General features: G+C 61.7%; 18 protein-coding genes and 1 tRNA gene. 14 read left to right on the plus strand and 5 right to left on the minus strand.

Annotated features, from left to right (window positions below):
* Positions 1 to 110: 110 nt before the first annotated feature.
* On the minus strand, positions 111 to 1,802 hold the full coding sequence (locus MTP40_RS12450) for a M3 family oligoendopeptidase (RefSeq protein WP_097773434.1): 1,692 nt from the start codon (positions 1,800 to 1,802) through the stop codon (positions 111 to 113).
* Between the two features lie 244 nt (positions 1,803 to 2,046).
* Here MTP40_RS12450 and acpP point away from each other — a divergent pair, with 244 nt between their 5' ends.
* The 10 genes from acpP to fabZ all read left to right on the plus strand — a co-directional run bounded on the left by acpP (position 2,047) and on the right by fabZ (position 10,633).
* On the plus strand, positions 2,047 to 2,274 hold the full coding sequence (acpP, locus tag MTP40_RS12455; RefSeq protein ID WP_005935295.1) for an acyl carrier protein: 228 nt from the start codon (positions 2,047 to 2,049) through the stop codon (positions 2,272 to 2,274).
* An 11-nt stretch (positions 2,275 to 2,285) separates the two neighbouring features.
* A complete protein-coding gene (accD, locus tag MTP40_RS12460) occupies positions 2,286 to 3,158 on the plus strand; it encodes an acetyl-CoA carboxylase, carboxyltransferase subunit beta (RefSeq protein ID WP_249259475.1) in 873 nt (290 codons plus the stop codon).
* Complete coding sequence (locus MTP40_RS12465) at positions 3,155 to 4,108, plus strand: acetyl-CoA carboxylase carboxyltransferase subunit alpha (protein WP_249259476.1); 954 nt, start codon at positions 3,155 to 3,157, stop codon at positions 4,106 to 4,108. Before accD ends, MTP40_RS12465 begins: the two co-directional genes overlap by 4 nt.
* The gene (locus MTP40_RS12470) at positions 4,105 to 5,049 is read left to right on the plus strand and encodes a beta-ketoacyl-ACP synthase 3 (RefSeq protein ID WP_207697726.1); all 945 of its coding nucleotides are present in this window, start codon (positions 4,105 to 4,107) and stop codon (positions 5,047 to 5,049) included. The genes MTP40_RS12465 and MTP40_RS12470 overlap by 4 nt, the downstream gene beginning before the upstream one ends.
* A 178-nt stretch (positions 5,050 to 5,227) precedes the next feature.
* Complete coding sequence (locus tag MTP40_RS12475) at positions 5,228 to 6,163, plus strand: DUF561 domain-containing protein (RefSeq protein ID WP_097773325.1); 936 nt, start codon at positions 5,228 to 5,230, stop codon at positions 6,161 to 6,163.
* Positions 6,157 to 7,224, plus strand: coding sequence for an NAD(P)H-dependent flavin oxidoreductase (locus MTP40_RS12480; protein WP_249259477.1), 1,068 nt, complete (start codon positions 6,157 to 6,159; stop codon positions 7,222 to 7,224). The genes MTP40_RS12475 and MTP40_RS12480 overlap by 7 nt, the downstream gene beginning before the upstream one ends.
* Positions 7,221 to 8,153 carry an ACP S-malonyltransferase gene (locus tag MTP40_RS12485; RefSeq protein WP_156059807.1) on the plus strand — a complete coding sequence of 311 codons (933 nt, stop codon included), beginning with the start codon at positions 7,221 to 7,223 and terminating at the stop codon, positions 8,151 to 8,153. The genes MTP40_RS12480 and MTP40_RS12485 overlap by 4 nt, the downstream gene beginning before the upstream one ends.
* Positions 8,150 to 8,899: a 3-oxoacyl-[acyl-carrier-protein] reductase gene (fabG, locus tag MTP40_RS12490; RefSeq protein WP_154276937.1), complete on the plus strand. Its 750-nt coding sequence runs from the start codon at positions 8,150 to 8,152 to the stop codon at positions 8,897 to 8,899. Before MTP40_RS12485 ends, fabG begins: the two co-directional genes overlap by 4 nt.
* A gap of 15 nt (positions 8,900 to 8,914) precedes the next feature.
* Complete coding sequence (gene fabF / locus MTP40_RS12495; protein ID WP_249259478.1) at positions 8,915 to 10,153, plus strand: beta-ketoacyl-ACP synthase II; 1,239 nt, start codon at positions 8,915 to 8,917, stop codon at positions 10,151 to 10,153.
* 3 nt (positions 10,154 to 10,156) lie between these two features.
* Entirely contained in the window at positions 10,157 to 10,633 is a 477-nt protein-coding gene (gene fabZ / locus MTP40_RS12500) for a 3-hydroxyacyl-ACP dehydratase FabZ (RefSeq protein ID WP_097771632.1), read from the plus strand.
* Between the two features lie 191 nt (positions 10,634 to 10,824).
* Here fabZ and MTP40_RS12505 read toward each other — a convergent pair.
* A tRNA-Val gene (locus MTP40_RS12505) sits at positions 10,825 to 10,901 on the minus strand.
* A gap of 158 nt (positions 10,902 to 11,059) precedes the next feature.
* Here MTP40_RS12505 and MTP40_RS12510 point away from each other — a divergent pair.
* A complete protein-coding gene (locus MTP40_RS12510) occupies positions 11,060 to 11,224 on the plus strand; it encodes a FeoB-associated Cys-rich membrane protein (protein ID WP_098924342.1) in 165 nt (54 codons plus the stop codon).
* A gap of 39 nt (positions 11,225 to 11,263) precedes the next feature.
* Here the strand turns inward: MTP40_RS12510 and MTP40_RS12515 are convergent, their stop codons facing one another.
* Together MTP40_RS12515 and MTP40_RS12520 are read right to left on the minus strand one after the other, a co-directional pair.
* Entirely contained in the window at positions 11,264 to 11,557 is a 294-nt protein-coding gene (locus MTP40_RS12515; RefSeq protein WP_005935258.1) for a hypothetical protein, read from the minus strand.
* Entirely contained in the window at positions 11,557 to 11,796 is a 240-nt protein-coding gene (locus MTP40_RS12520) for a helix-turn-helix domain-containing protein (protein WP_099357280.1), read from the minus strand. The genes MTP40_RS12515 and MTP40_RS12520 overlap by 1 nt, the downstream gene beginning before the upstream one ends.
* 183 nt (positions 11,797 to 11,979) lie before the next feature.
* Between MTP40_RS12520 and MTP40_RS12525 the strand changes: the two genes are divergently transcribed.
* Genes MTP40_RS12525 through MTP40_RS12535 form a run of 3 tightly spaced genes read left to right on the plus strand, consistent with a single transcriptional unit; the run spans position 11,980 to position 14,181 of the window.
* Positions 11,980 to 12,600, plus strand: a complete 621-nt coding sequence (locus MTP40_RS12525) for a LexA family protein (RefSeq protein ID WP_249259479.1) — start codon at positions 11,980 to 11,982, stop codon at positions 12,598 to 12,600.
* 1 nt (position 12,601) lies between these two features.
* Positions 12,602 to 13,294 carry a tRNA (N6-threonylcarbamoyladenosine(37)-N6)-methyltransferase TrmO gene (tsaA, locus tag MTP40_RS12530; protein ID WP_249259480.1) on the plus strand — a complete coding sequence of 231 codons (693 nt, stop codon included), beginning with the start codon at positions 12,602 to 12,604 and terminating at the stop codon, positions 13,292 to 13,294.
* Positions 13,295 to 13,305: 11 nt separating this feature from the next.
* On the plus strand, positions 13,306 to 14,181 hold the full coding sequence (locus MTP40_RS12535; protein ID WP_215696552.1) for a LysR family transcriptional regulator: 876 nt from the start codon (positions 13,306 to 13,308) through the stop codon (positions 14,179 to 14,181).
* A 73-nt stretch (positions 14,182 to 14,254) separates the two neighbouring features.
* Here the strand turns inward: MTP40_RS12535 and MTP40_RS12540 are convergent, their stop codons facing one another.
* Positions 14,255 to 15,286: a DmpA family aminopeptidase gene (locus tag MTP40_RS12540; RefSeq protein WP_097771671.1), complete on the minus strand. Its 1,032-nt coding sequence runs from the start codon at positions 15,284 to 15,286 to the stop codon at positions 14,255 to 14,257.
* Positions 15,287 to 15,361 lie beyond the last annotated feature (75 nt).

Genomic DNA, 15,361 nt, shown 5'->3' on the forward strand with positions numbered 1-15,361 from the left:
CACAAGAAAGCGCCCCCGCTCACTGCGATCTTACAGTGAACGGGGGCGCTGTGCTTTTTCATAGAAAAGAGCGGATTTTGCAAGAAAAAATCTCCGTAGGCCCGGGAGGCTTACACCTGATGCTCTGCGATCCACTGACCCATCTGCTGGGCGATGGCCTTGATCGAGCCATCCTCAAAGGGAACCTTCAGCCCGGCGGTCTGCATCAGCTCCGTGTAGCTGGCCAGACCGGCACGGCGCACCAGCTTGAGGTAGCGCTCCCAGGCATCCTTGTGGTCCTTGAGGCTCAGCAGGAAGAACTGCAGCGCGGCCATGGTGGACAGGCAGTAATCAATATAGTAGAAGGGGCACTCATAGATGTGGAGCTGACGCTGCCAGCCGGCACCGCGGCCATAGAAGGGCAGGTTGTCGAAATCGATCCAGGGGCGGTACTTGTGCTCCAGTTCCAGCCAGACGGCGTTGCGCTCATCCGGGGTGAGGTCGGGGTTCTGGTACATCCTGTGCTGGAACTCGTCCACGATGCAGCCATAGGCCAGGAAGAGGAAGCTGTCCTCGGCGTGGAGCAGGGCGTATTTCTCAGTGTCCTTGCCAAAAAGCAGGTGGTGCCAGGGAGCCGTCAGGAACTCCATGGCCATAGAGTGGATCTCGGCGCTCTCCATGCCGGGGCACTCGAGGTCTGCGGGGACCTTGGGGTCACGCTCGGCCACATAGCCCTCAAAGGCGTGGCCGCACTCGTGGGTCAGCACGTCCACGTCAGCAGAGGTGTTGTTCCAGTTGGCAAAGATAAAGGGGGCCTTGTAGGTGGGCAGGCTGGTCATATAGCCGCCGGACATCTTGCCGGGGCGGCTCTCCACGTCGAACAGCTCATTGTCCTGCATGAAGTCAATGAATTCTGCGGTCTCGGGGCTCAGCTCGTGGTACATGGTGCGGGCGGCGGCCATCCGGGCATCGTAGCCGGGGATGGGAGAGGGGTTGCCGTCCTGAAACGCCACAGGCAGGTCGGAGAAGGTCAGGTGGGAGATGCCGGTGCGCTTGCAGCGCAGCTCGATCACCTTTTTCAGCTCGGGCACCACATCGCTGGCCACCTGGTCGCGGAACTTCCGGATCTCGGCAGGGCCGTAGCCGATGCGGTTCATCCGCACATAGGAAAGCTCGCTGTAATCGTGGTAGCCCAGGATCTGCGCCTGTGCGTTCAGGTTCTTGACGATCTTGGTGTACAGGCCGTCCAGCTCGTCACGGTGGGCATCGAAATACGCGGCCTCAGCCTCGTAGGCGGCGCGGCGGACGGCAGGGTCCAGGTTCTCCTTATAGGGGCCCAGCTGGGGAATGGTCAGCTGCTTGCCGTCAAACTCGACCAGTGCGCCGCCGTACACCTGCTGGTACTGGCTGACAAGGGCGTTGTACTCCTTCTGCAGCTCCACGGTGCGGTCATCCATGCCCAGCACGGCATTCTTCATGCCAGCCACGCAGGTGGTGCCAAAGGCTTCGGTCAGCGCGTCCACATGGGCGTTGGCCAGAAATGCCCGGCTGATCTCCACCCGTGCGTTCTCCACGGCGGGACCGTTGGCATCAAAGAAATCCTGCTCGGCCTTCCAATAAGCGTCACGGGTGTCGCAGGTGTAGTGGATGCTTGCCAGCTGTGCGGCGGTGCTGTAATCGGCAAAGGCGCGGCTCTGCTCGTAGTAAACATTCACCAGCTCCTCGCCGCTGGCTGCTCCGGCGGCCTTGGCGGCCAGCGCCTTGCACTGGCCCAGCAGGGCATCAATGTCCGGGCGGGTATAACTCATTTCGCTGAATTTCATGGGATTCATCCTTTCGTTCCTTCTTGTCTGAGTGCTGAACCCATATTAGCACGTTTGGGGAAAAAGGGCAATGGAAAAGAGGAACTGCCCCTGTGGAGGAAAGTGTGTCAGAATTGTAAAAGATAAAATATTTTAGCTATTATTCTTGACTTATCCGACGATTCAGATATAATGGTCGTGTTCGCAAGAAACCTCAAACTTTTTAGATAATAAAAATACAAGTCAATCAAAGGAGAATATTACCATGACGTTTGAAGAAATGAAGAAGATCGTTGTTGACACCCTGAACTGCGAGGAGGACAAGGTGACCATGGAGGCCAGCCTGACCGAGGATCTGGAGGCCGACAGCCTGGATGCCGTGGAGCTGAACATGGCGCTGGAGGATGCCTGCGGTGTGTCCATCCCGGACGAGGAGCTGGCAAAGCTCAAGACCGTGGGTGACATCTACAACTACATCACCGCACATATCTGAGGAAACATGCGATGAATGATATCCGAGATCTGCTCCCCAACCGGATGCGGGAGCGCACTTTCCAGCTGAAGGCCAAGCGGGATGCCGGAGCTGTCTGGCACGAGCCGCAGTTTGTGGAGTGCAAGCAGTGCGGCCGCCGCGCTGCCCGCACCCTGTGGGGCAAAAGCCTGTATGTCTGCCCCAACTGCGGCTATCACATGCCCATTGGCGGGTATTACCGGCTCAGTCTGGTGCTGGATCACGGCAGTTTCCGGGAACTGGACGCTGACCTTGATCCGCAGGATGTGCTGAACTTCCCCGGATACGGGGAAAAACTTGCCGCCGCCCAGAACAAGACCGGCCTGCACGAGGCTGCTGTCACCGCCGTCGGCCGCATTGGCGGCGTGGCCTGCGTGGCAGCCGTGCTGGACAGCCGGTTCTTTATGGGCAGCATGAGCACGGCTGTGGGCGAGAAGATCACCCGCGCCGTGGAGTACGCCACTGCCAAGCGCCTGCCTCTGGTCATCTTTTCGGCCAGCGGCGGCGCGCGGATGCAGGAGGGCATTTTCAGCCTGATGCAGATGGCCAAGACCACCGCCGCTATCCAGCGCTTTTCGGCAAAGGGCGGGCTGTACGTCAGCGTGCTGACCCACCCCACCACCGGCGGCGTGACCGCCAGCTTTGCAAGCCTGGGCGATATCATGCTGGCCGAACCGGGGGCACTCATCGGCTTTGCCGGCCCCCGTGTCATTGAGCAGACCATTGGTGAAAAACTGCCCGCCGGGTTCCAGCGCAGCGAATTCCAGATGGAACACGGCTTTGTGGATCAGGTGGTGCCCCGCAGTCAGCTGCGGGATACGCTGATCCAGGTCCTGCAGCTTCATGCCGGAGGGAAACACGAATGATAAAAGATATTTTGGAGCAGCTGGCCCCGCTGGACGCACAGATCGCCGCGCTGAAGGGCAGCGGCAGTGACATGGAGGCCATCACCGCCCATGCGTCCGAACTGGCAGAGCTGGCGGTGGAAGAGGACGAGATCCTGCGCTCCTGCGGCCCGCTGACTGCCGAGGATCGGGTCTTTCTGGCCCGTCACCCGGAGCGTCCGCACATCGACGAGACGATCTCTGCCCTGTTCACGGATTTCTTTGAGCAGCGCGGCGACCGGCAGTGCAAGGAGGACGCGGCTATTCTGGGCGGCGTGGCCCGTTTCCACGGGATGCCGGTGACGGTCATCGGCCACCGCAAGGGCTCCACGCTGGAGGAAAATCTGGCCTGCAACTTTGGAATGCCGGGGCCGGAGGGTTACCGCAAGGCTCTGCGCCTGATGAAGCAGGCTGAAAAATTCGGCCGTCCCATCATCACCTTTATCGACACGCCGGGCGCTTACCCCGGCAAGGATGCCGAGGAGCGGGGGCAGGGCGAGGCCATTGCCCGGAATCTGATGGAGATGAGCGGCCTGACGGTACCGGTCATCGCCGTGGTCACCGGCGAGGGTTCCTCCGGCGGCGCGCTGGCACTGGGTGTGGCCAACCACATCCTCATGCTGGAAAACGCGGTCTACTCGGTGCTGAGCCCCGAGGGCTTTGCCAGCATCCTGTGGAAGGACTCTTCCCGCAGCGGCGAGGCCTGTGAGATGATGAAGCTGACGGCGCAGGATCTGTACCGCGGCGGCATCGTGGAAGAAGTGATCCCGGAGCCGGTGGGCGGTGCCCAGCGCTGCCACGCGGCCCTGTTTGAGCGCATAGATGCCGCTCTGCGCGCCCACCTGAAAGAATTGTGCCGCATGAGCGACCGGCAGCTGGCCGATCAGCGCTATAAAAAGTACCGCCAGATCGGAGAAACGAGGAACGCATGAATGGTTTACAGCTGATCGCCACCGGCGGGGCACTTCCCGGACGGACGATCACCAATGACGCGCTGAGCCGCATGGTGGATACCAGTGACGCATGGATCACCAGCCGCACCGGCATCCGCACCCGGCACTGGTGCACCGAGGACGAATCTGCCGCCACGCTGGCCATTGCGGCCGCGCGGCAGGCCCTTGACCGCAGCGGCCTTGCCCCGGCGGACATTGCCTGCTGTGTCTGCGCGACCCTTTCTGCCCCGGATGCCACCCCCAGCGTGGCCTGTCAGGTACAGGCGGCGCTGGGCCTGCCCGAAAACCGGCCCGCACTGGACATCAACGCGGCCTGTTCCGGTTTTCTCTATGGCATGGCCGTGGCGCGGGGAATGCTGACGACTCTGGGCGGGCAGTATGCCCTCGTCATCGGGTGCGAAGCGCTTTCCCGCCTGATGGACCCCACCGACCGTTCCACCTGCGTGCTGTTCGGCGACGGGGCCGGAGCCGCCATTTTCCGGCTGGCAGATACCCCCTTTGCGTTGACGCTGGGGGCACGCGGCAGTGATGTCCTTCATGCGGGCGGGCCGAGCCGGGAAGGCTCTGCCCCCATCACCATGGACGGCAAGGCGGTGTTCCGCTTTGCGGTGGATGCCCTGCCCAAGTGCCTGCACACGGTGCTGGACGAGACCCGGCTGACCCTCGAGGATCTGTCGTGGGTGGTCTGCCATCAGGCCAACAGCCGCATCATTGACCACTGCATCAAGGCTCTGCAGGCCGACCCGGCAAAATTTTATAAGAACATGGATCGCCACGGCAACACCAGCGCCGCCAGCATTCCGGTCGCCCTCAACGAGCTGGCCGAGAGCGGGCAGCTGACCCCGGGCAGACCGCTGGCCTGCATCGGCTTTGGCGGCGGCCTGACCTGGGGCGGCGCGATTTTTCAATACAAAGAGTAAAAATCATGTTCGGCAAACGGGCTCACCCTCTCAGTCACCTTCGGTGACAGCTCCCCCAAAGTGGGAGCCTTTGGCAAAACCGAAAAGTTTACCGTACTGCCAAGGGCTCTCCCCTTGGGAGAGCTGTCGAGCAGAGCGAGACTGAGAGGGCGAGGACGCTTACCGATAGGATAAAACTATGAAACTTTTAAACGAGATCTTAGGAACGAAATACCCCATCATCCAGGGCGGCATGGCAAACATTGCCACCGGTGAGTTTGCCGCCGCCTGCTCCAATGCAGGTGCACTGGGCATCATCGGTGCGGGCGGCATGAATGCCGACACCCTGCGCGAAAATATCCGCCGGTGCAAACAGCTCACTGACAAGCCCTTTGGCGTGAATATCATGCTGATGCACCCGCAGGCAGATGAGTTTGCCCAGATCGTTGTGGAAGAAGGCGTGCAGGTGGTTACCACCGGCGCAGGCAACCCGGGCAAATATGTTCCCATGTGGAAAGCGGCGGGCATCAAGGTGATCCCCGTGGTGGCTGCCGCCGTGCTGGCAAAGCATCTGGAGAAGCTGGGCATCGATGCCGTGATCGCCGAAGGGACCGAGAGCGGCGGCCATGTGGGCGAGATGGCCACCATGGCGCTGGTGCCGCAGGTGGTGGACGCAGTGGATCTGCCCGTCATTGCGGCGGGCGGCATTGCCGATGGCCGTCAGCTGGCAGCAGCCCTTGCGCTGGGTGCCTGCGGCGTGCAGGTGGGCACCTGCCTGCTGGTGAGCGAGGAGTGCCCCATCCACGAAAACTACAAGGCTGCCCTGCTCAATGCCAAGGACAGCGACACCATCGTGACCGGACGCATCGGCGGTTCCCCGGTCCGGGTGCTGAAAAACCGGATGAGCCGTGAATATGTCCGGCAGGAAAAGGCCGGTGCCGATAAGATGGAGCTGGAAAAGTACACCCTGGGCAGTCTGCGCCGGGCCGTGTTTGAAGGCGACACCTCCACCGGCAGTCTGATGGCCGGTCAGGTGGCCGGAATGCTCCACGAGGTGCGCCCCGTGGCGGACATTCTGGATGACCTGTGGAACGGCGGGAGGCAGCGTATCCACGCGCTGAGCGAGGAATGCTGACGCTCGGAAAGAAAGTCCTGTCTGTGCCCATTCTGCAGGGCGGCATGGGCGTGGGCGTTTCTCTGGGCGGGCTGGCCGGTGCCGTGGCGGCCTGCGGCGGCATGGGGTGCATCTCCACCGCCGATGCAGGCTACCGGGAGCCGGACTTTGCCCGTGACCCGGCCAGCGCCAACCACCGCGCCCTGACCGCTGAGATCCGGAAAGCAAAGCAGATCGCAAACGGTGCCGGTATGGTGGCCATCAATGCAATGGTGGCCACGCAGGACTATGCCGCCGCCATCCGCACCGCTGTGGAAGCGGGCGTGGACGCTGTGGTGTCCGGCGCGGGTCTGCCGCTGGAACTGCCCGGCCTTGTGAACACGATGGAGGTCGCCATCGCGCCCATCGTTTCCAGCGGGCGGGCGGCAAAGCTCATCCTGCGCCGCTGGGCCAAGGAGTTCGGCCGCACCGCCGATTTTGTGGTCATTGAGGGCTGCAAGGCAGGCGGTCATCTCGGCTTTGCGGAGCAGGACCTGTTCTCCGGAAGCTGCCAGACGCTGGATGAGATCCTGCCGGAGGTGCTGGCCGAGGTAAAGCCCTATGAGGCGCAGTTCGGCCACAGCATCCCCGTGTTTGTGGCGGGCGGCGTGTACACCGGGGCCGATCTGGCTCACTTTACCAGACTGGGTGCCGCAGGCGTTCAGCTTGCCACCCGCTTTATCACCACCTACGAGTGCGATGCATCCCAGGGGTACAAGGACGTTTTGCTGAATGCAGGTTCTGAGGATGTGCGCATCATCCACAGCCCGGTCGGAATGCCGGGCCGGGCGCTGAACACGCCGCTGGTGCAGGCCATGGCGGAGGGCAGACGCTTCCCGCCCCGGCACTGTGCCCGCTGCCTGAAGACCTGCGACCCTGTCAAGGTGCCCTACTGCATCACCCATGCACTGATCGAAGCGGTCAAGGGCAACCTGGAGGAAGGACTTTTCTTCTGCGGGGCCAATGTGGGCAGGCTGGACCGGATGTACACTGTCCGTGAGCTGATGGATGAACTTGTGACCGAATGGAGGCAAAACCAATGAAGCTTGCCGTTTTGTATGCCGGTCAGGGTGCCCAGCACCCCGGCATGGGCAAAGAATTTTACGAAGCATCTTCCGCTTTCCGTGCCGCGTTCGACGCTGCAGACCTTCCGTTTGATCTGCACCGCGTCTGCTTCGACGACCCGGACGGCGTTCTGAATCAGACCGAATACACCCAACCCTGCATGGTGGCCTTTGCCTGCGGCGTATCCGCCGTTCTGGCCGAGCAGGGGGTCAAGCCCGCTTATGTGGCCGGTCTCTCTCTGGGCGAATATTCCGCGCTGGAAGCCGCCGGTGTATTCACCGCCAAGCAGGCCATTGAGCTGGCAGCCTACCGCGGCAAAGCCATGGCCGACGCGGCCAGCGGCATCGACTGCGGCATGACCGCAGTGCTGAACCTCGACCGGGTTCCCCTTGCAGAATGCTGTGAGCAGGCATCCGCGCTGGGCTGTGTGCAGATCTGCAACTACAATTGCCCGGGCCAGCTGGTCATTGGCGGCGAAAAGGCCGCAGTGGACAAGGCTGCAGAGCTTGCAAAGCAGGCCGGTGCCCGCCGGTGCATCCCGCTCAAGGTGAGCGGACCGTTCCACACCCGTCTGATGGCTCCCGCCGGGGATGCCCTGGCAAAGCGCTTTGCCGCCGAACCCTTTGGCGAGATGAGCGTTCCGGTGCTGTTTAACTGCCTGGGCCGCGAAAAGGCCGAGAGCGACAGCATCCCGGCCCTGCTGGTCCGGCAGGTACAGAGCAGTGTCTACATGGAGGACACCCTGCACCGTCTGGATGAGCTGGGTGTGGATCACATTCTGGAGGTCGGCCCCGGCAATGCGCTCTCCGGCTTTGTGAAAAAGACCCTGCCCGGTGTGACTTGTGTGTCGGTGGAGACCCCGGCGCAGCTGGACACCGTTCTGAACGCATGGAAGGAAGAACAATGAACGAAGAAACCATCATCCGTACCGCCGTTGTGACCGGCGGAAGCCGGGGAATTGGTCGGGCCGTGTGCGTACAGCTTGCCCGGCAGGGCTGCCATGTGGTGGTCAACTACTGCCACGGCGAAGCGGCCGCCGCTGAGACCGTGTCTCTGTGCAGGGCCGAAGGCGCGCAGGCTGTGGCCGTGCAGGCCGATGTTTCCACCGCCGAGGGCTGCAAAAAGCTCTTTGAGGAGGCGGTGAACGCCTTTGGCCGGGTGGATATCCTTGTGAACAATGCAGGCATCACCCGGGACAACCTGATCCTGCGCATGTCCGAAGCAGACTTTGATGCTGTGCTGGACGCAAACCTCAAGGGTGCGTTCCTCTGCTGCAAGGAAGCGGCCCGCCGGATGGTGCGCCAGCGCTGGGGCCGGATCATCAATCTGAGCAGCGTCGTTGCCCTGCGGGGCAATGCGGGCCAGACGAATTACGCCGCCAGCAAGGCCGGGCTCATCGGCCTGACCAAAAGCCTGGCCCGGGAGCTGGCCAGCCGCAATGTGACAGTAAACGCTGTTGCGCCCGGCTTTATTGAAACTGATATGACCGCCGCCCTGCCGGAGGCTGTCCGCACCGAAATGGCAAAGGACATCCCGGCAGGCCGCGCAGGCCAGCCGGAGGACGTGGCAAACGCGGTGGCGTTTTTTGCCGCAGAACAAAGCAGCTATCTCACCGGGCAGGTGCTCTGTGTGGACGGCGGCATGGCAATGTAAAAGGAGAAATTCTTTATGGAAAAACGCAGAGTCGTGATCACCGGTCTGGGCACCGTGAACCCGCTGGGCAACACTGCTGCCGACAGCTGGGCTGCCGCAAAGGCAGGCCGGTGCGGCATTGGCCCCATCACCCAGTTTGACACCACCGATTTCAAGTGCAAGCTGGCCGGTGAAGTGAAAAACTTTGACCCCGAGACCGTTGTGGACAAAAAGGAAGCCCGCAAGATGGCCCGCTTCACCCTGCTGGCACTGGCTGCTGCAGCCGAGGCCATTGCCGACAGCGGCCTGAACACGGAAGCAGAGGCCAAAAACATCGGTGTGGTCCTTTCCAGCGGCATTGGCGGCCTGCCCACCATCGAGGAGCAGCACACCCGCGGGGAAGAGAAAGGCATGGAGAAGGTCAGCCCCTACTTTGTGCCTATGTCCATTGCCAACATGGCGGCGGCACAGGTGGCCATCCGCTTTGGCCTGAAGGGCATGTGCACCTGCCCGGTCACGGCCTGCGCCGGCGGCACCAATGCTGTGGGCGATGCCTTCCACCGCATCCGGGACGGTTACGAGACCGCCATGGTCTGCGGCGGTGCCGAAAGCTGCATCAGCCCGCTGGGCATCGGCGGTTTTACCAGCATGAAGGCGCTTTCCACCGCCACCGACCCGGATGCTGCCAGCCTGCCCTTTGATGCCCGCCGCGGCGGTTTCGTGATGGGCGAGGGCAGCGGTGTGCTGGTTCTGGAAGAGCTGGAGCACGCCCGGGCACGCGGTGCGCATATCTACGCCGAGGTGGTGGGTTATGGTGCCAACTGCGATGCCTACCACTTTACTGCACCGGCTCCCGGCGGCGCAGGTGCCATCGACTGCATGAAGCTGACGCTGGCCGATGCCGGCATTGCTCCGGAGCAGGTGGATCACATCAACGCCCACGGCACCGGCACCCACATGAACGATGCCTGCGAGACGGCTGCCATCCATGCCGTGTTCGGTGAGCACGCAAAGCAGCTGACCGTGGTCAGCACCAAGAGCATGACCGGCCACCTGCTGGGCGGTGCGGGCGGCATCGAGGCCGTGTTCACGGCACTGGCCCTGCGAGACCAGTTTGCCCCGCCCACCATCCACTACGAGCAGCCTGATCCGGAATGCGATCTGGACTATGTGCCCAATGCAGGCCGTGCACAGACCATGACCTACGCACTGAGCAACAGCTTGGGCTTTGGCGGGCACAACGCCTGCATCGCCCTGCGCAGATGGGAGGGCTGAGCCATGGCAGAACCGCGCACCGTGCGGGAGAACGCAAACGCTCTGAACAGTGAGCAGATCGCAGCCCTTCTGCCCCACCGCTACCCCTTTGCCCTCGTGGACCGTATCCTGGACTACGAGCCGGGTCAGTGGGCCATTGGCCGCAAGTGCGTATCCCGCAATGAAGAATTCTTCTGCGGTCACTTCCCGGGCCAGCCGGTCATGCCAGGGGTGCTGATCCTGGAAGCACTGGCCCAGACCGGAGCCGTGGCGGCGCTGAGCGTTCCCGAAAACAAAGGCAAACTGGCCCTCTTCGGCGGCATCAAAAATGCCCGCTTCCGCAAACAGGTCACCCCAGGGGATGTCCTTACGCTCCATTGTGAGCTGGTGGAACAGCGCGGCCCGGTGGGCATCGGGAAGGCATCCGCTTATGTGGATGGCAAGTGCGCCGCCACAGCGGAGCTGACCTTTGTGCTGACCGAAGCAAACACAGGGGCTTAAGGCGCTTTGTGCGCAGCAATTGCCCCAATACCATATCATATATAAAAGGCAGGATACCATCGCCATGATGATATCCTGCCTTTGTTCGTTCCTGTTTACCGTTCTGAGTAGTCCTTCCGCAGAACCTCTTGCAAACAAAAAAAGTACCCGAACCCTTTCTCGTAAAGAATCGGGTTCGAGTACGAACTGTATGGTGGAGAATTAGGGACTCGAACCCCAGACCCCCTGCGTGTGATGCAGGTGCTCTAACCAGCTGAGCTAATCCTCCGAATCGGAACAAGAGAATTATACCACAACCGAAGTGGATTGGCAAGCCCTAATTTTGATTTTTTCGCAATTTTTTCCCACTGCGAGGCAGTTGCTCTTTTGCGCAAAATAGTGTATACTGAAATTGCGCATTCCAGCGCAAAAAGAGAGGTTTTTTCAATGCTGACACTTCGTGGGATCATTACCATTCTGGTGCTGGCAGGGCTGTTTGCCCTGGCAGTGGTCTGGATTTCCAAGCAGGGCGGCTGGAAAGGCGAAGGCTGCGGCGGCAACTGCGCCTCCTGCCACCAGCACTGCGATACTCCGGAAAAGAAAAAGCACTGACTGCAATGCCCCCGGATGGCTGTCCGGGGGCATTTTGCGTCACAGGGCACCGTAGCGGGCGGCAAAGACAGCTACAGTGCTCAGCAGATCGAGCTGGGCTTTCTGGTAGGTGGTGCGTCCGATGCAGAGCCGCTCCAGCACATCCTCCTCCTTGCGGCGCTCCAGGTAGCGCAGCTGGAGCAGGCCTGCACGGATGGGGTCGGCGGTGCGGTAATACTCCTGCGTCTGCTGGATGGCCCGGGCCCAGCCCCAATTGGCCGGGCTGCGGGCCCACTGGCGGGTACCGTAGTTCTGCAGGGCCTCCCGGGTCTTTCTGCGCTGTTCAGCGGTCATCACGCCGCCCCCTTTCTTTGGCACATCCGGGTGCCCGGGCCAAAGAAGCAGGCATCCCGCTGTTCCATGGTCAGCCCCAGCATGGCAGAAAGACGGTCGGCTTCGCTGACTTTGAAATCGCTCTCGTCGTTCAGCTTCTGATGCAGGGCGCTGCTGCTGATGCCCAGCACCCGTGCCACATGGCCCAGCTTGAGGCCCTGGCTTTCAATGTAGGCGCGGATCTGTGTGGTATTTGTCATCAAAGGTTCTCCTTTCATCTGGATCTCTGCGTGTCGTTTCACAATCTTTGGTTGTATTATAGTTCGACGTTGATTTTTTGTCAACTATTTTACCAAAATCGCGCGAAAATCGTTGATTTTTAAGAACTTTTCTGATATACTCACGGCAGAACATTCTTTTTCAAGAAAAGCGAGGTCTCTGCCATGTCAGAACTTTCCCGCCGTATCTTACAGCGTCGGCTCGAGCTGGGGCTCTCTCAGGAAGAGCTTGCCCAGCGGATGGGCTACCGCTCCAAATCCTCCATCACCAAGCTGGAAAAAGGGGTCAACGACATCCCGCAGTCCAAGGTGGAGGAGTTTGCCGCTGCATTGGAGACCACACCCGCATGGCTGATGGGGCTGGAAAACACTGCGTTTGTCCCGCCGGGGTTTGAGCCCCTGCCCGAAATGGTGCGGGTGCCGCTGGTGGGCAGCATTGCCTGCGGCTCCCCCATCACCGCCGAACAGAACATCGAATGCTACATCGGTGTTCCTGCCGCATGGCACGCCGACTTTGCCCTGACCTGCCACGGCAGCAGCATGGCCCCCACCATCTGCGATGGTGACATCGTCTGCATCCGCTGCCAGCCCGAGGTGGAGCAGGGCGAGATCGCCGCCGTGCGGATCGGCGGCGAGGCCACCTTAAAGCATTTTCACCGGCAGGGCGACACCGTTATGCTTCTGGCCGACAACGCCGCCGTCTGCCCGCCCATGATCTATGCCGGGCCACAGTTGAACGAGATCCAGATCGAGGGCAGAGCCGTGGGCTTCTGCAGAGGTTTATAATATGAGCAACGAAACCATGACCCTGAAGGTCATCGCACACATCCACACCGCCTTCCCCACCAAGTTCGGCATCCCCCGGCAGAGCGGGCTGGTGGACGGCCTGCGGGGCGAGATCATCTTCACCCCGGAATACCGCAACGCCGATGCCCTGCGCGGACTGGAGGATTTCAGCCACATCTGGCTGGTGTGGCAATTCTCCGGCGCGGTGCGGGAGAGCTGGTCTCCCACCGTCCGGCCCCCGCGCCTGGGCGGCAACACCCGGATGGGCGTGTTTTCCACCCGCTCCCCCTTCCGGCCCAACCCGCTGGGCCTTTCCAGCGTCAGGCTGGAGTCCATCGAGCACCGCCCGGAGGTGGGCCCGGTGCTCATCGTGCGGGGCGCAGACCTGATGGACGGCACCCCCATCTACGACATCAAGCCCTACATCCCCTACGCCGACTGTCACCCGGACGCGGCGGCAGGCTTCACGGCACAGACCCAGACGCACAGGCTGCGGGTCGAATGCCCGCCGGAGCTGTGGGAGACCGTACCCGCCGCCGAGCGAGATGGCCTGCGGGGCGTGCTGGAAAACGACCCCCGCCCCTCCTACCAGCACGACCCGGAGCGGGTATACGGAATGGAATTTTCGGGATTGGAAGTCCATTTTGTCGTAGATGGTGCTGTTCTGACCGTGACCGGCATCACCCGCCGCTGAGAGGTGCCGCCGTGGAACTGCGTACCATCAACACCTTTTTGCATATTGCGGAGCTGCACAGCTTTTCCCGTGCGGCACGGGAGCTGGGATATTCCCAATCGGCTGTCTCCGCACAGGTGGCCCAGCTGGAAGCTGAATTGGAAACGCCGCTCTTCGACCGGGTGGGCAAAACGGTCCGCCTGACCGATGCCGGGCAGACCTTTCTGACCTATGCCCGCTCCCTGCTGGCCACTGCCGAGCAGGCCAAGGCGGCCCTGCAGCCTGCCCGGCAGGTCAGCGGCACCCTGCGGGTGGCACTGGCAGATTCGGTCTGCAGCACCTTTCTGCCCGACCTGCTGCAGCGGTATCACGCCCTCTGCCCGCAGGTAGAGCTGGTGCTCCGCACCGCCACCGACGATGAGATGCTCCAGATGCTGGGCTCCAATCAGATTGACCTGGCATACACGCTGGACAAGCCGCTGTTGCAGCCCAGTTTTGTGCTGGCTGTGGATGAGCCGGAGCCCATCTGCGTGGTGGCCCCCGCCGGGCACCCATTGGCCGGGCAGGCGGAAGTCACGCTTCAGGAACTGGCCGGGCAGGAGTTCCTGCTGACTGAGCGGGGCATGAGCTACCGCGATGCCCTCGACCAGTGCATGGCAGCGCAGGGGCTGGCCATCAAGCCCTTTCTCGAGCTGGGCAGTGCTTCCCTGCTCTGCCAGATGGTCGAGCACGGCATGGGCCTCTCTTTCCTGCCCGAGTACATCGTGCAGAATGCCCTCGCCGCCGGAACGCTGTCCCGCCTGAATGTCCCCGCCTGCCGCGTGGAGATGCGGCGGCAGCTGTTCTACCACAGGGATAAATGGCTCACCCCCCAGATGAAGGCATTCATCACGCTGGTGCAGAGATAAAGACAGCGATAAAAAACAAGCCTTTCCGTTGGTGTCACACTGAGGTGCACCACACGGAAAGGCTTATTTTTCGTTATTTTTTCAACAGGTCGGAAAGGCACTGCACCGTCCGGCCATGGTAGCCGGTGACAGTCTCGGCGTGGAGCAGGCTGCTCAGGACGCTTTCCTCCACACACTCGGCCACTGCCCGGAACAGCGGGTTGATGGCATCATCGTGGAGCATCTCCATGGGCAGGAGAGCTTTGTCCGAGTAATGCGGCATCCGGTTGGCCGTGGTAAAGGCCAGAACGATCTCACCCGAACCGTTGCCGCAGGCACTGCCGGTGCGGGAAAGCCCCACCAGCGCCCGGTGGCAGAGCCGCCGCAGCTGGCGCTCGCTCAGGGGGATATCCGTTGCCAGCACCGTGATGATGGAGCCCTTGTCCTCATGGGGCGGGATGCGGGCTTCCAACAGCTCGTGGATGGGCGTGCCCGCCACGATGAGGTCATCGAAGGTGGCATGATTGGAAAGCACCAGTGCCCCGATGGTGTAGGACTTACCGTCCAGCTCCACCAGCCGGGAGGCAGAACCGATGCCGCCCTTCAGCCCATGGCAACGCATTCCGCGTCCGGCACCCACTGCGCCCTCGGCGAAATCAGCTTTACAGTCTGCCAGAGCGGCAGCCACATGTGCCTCGGTGACATGCAGGCCCCGGATATCGTTCAGGCCGCTGTCGTTGCACTCGCAGACGACCGGGTTCACACTGCCGGTGGTCTCGCAGATATCGGGGTTGCGCTCCAGCATATATTTGACCAGCGCCGTTTCCACAGTGCCCACACTCAGGGTGTTGGTAAACAGGATGGGGGTCTCCAGTGTACCCAGCTCATCGATCTGGACAAGGCCGGTGGTCTTGCCGAAGCCGTTGATGACATGGCAGGCCGCCAGCACCTTATCATGGAACACATCCCCGGGGTGGGGCAGCAGCGCGGTCACACCGGTCTGGATATCGCCATCCGCCAGTGTGCAATGGCCCACCGTCACGCCCGGCACATCGCTGATCTTATTGCGCTCCCCGTGGGGCAGATGTCCCACCCGGAAGCCCCATTCATTCTTATCGATTCCCATAAATACCTCTCCGTTATTGCTTTTCAATACCGCCCCTCCTGATCCGAAAGGCAGAAAAACAGTCGTGCGTAAACC

This window comes from Faecalibacterium sp. IP-3-29 (genome assembly GCF_023347335.1).
Classification (GTDB): domain Bacteria; phylum Bacillota; class Clostridia; order Oscillospirales; family Ruminococcaceae; genus Faecalibacterium; species Faecalibacterium duncaniae.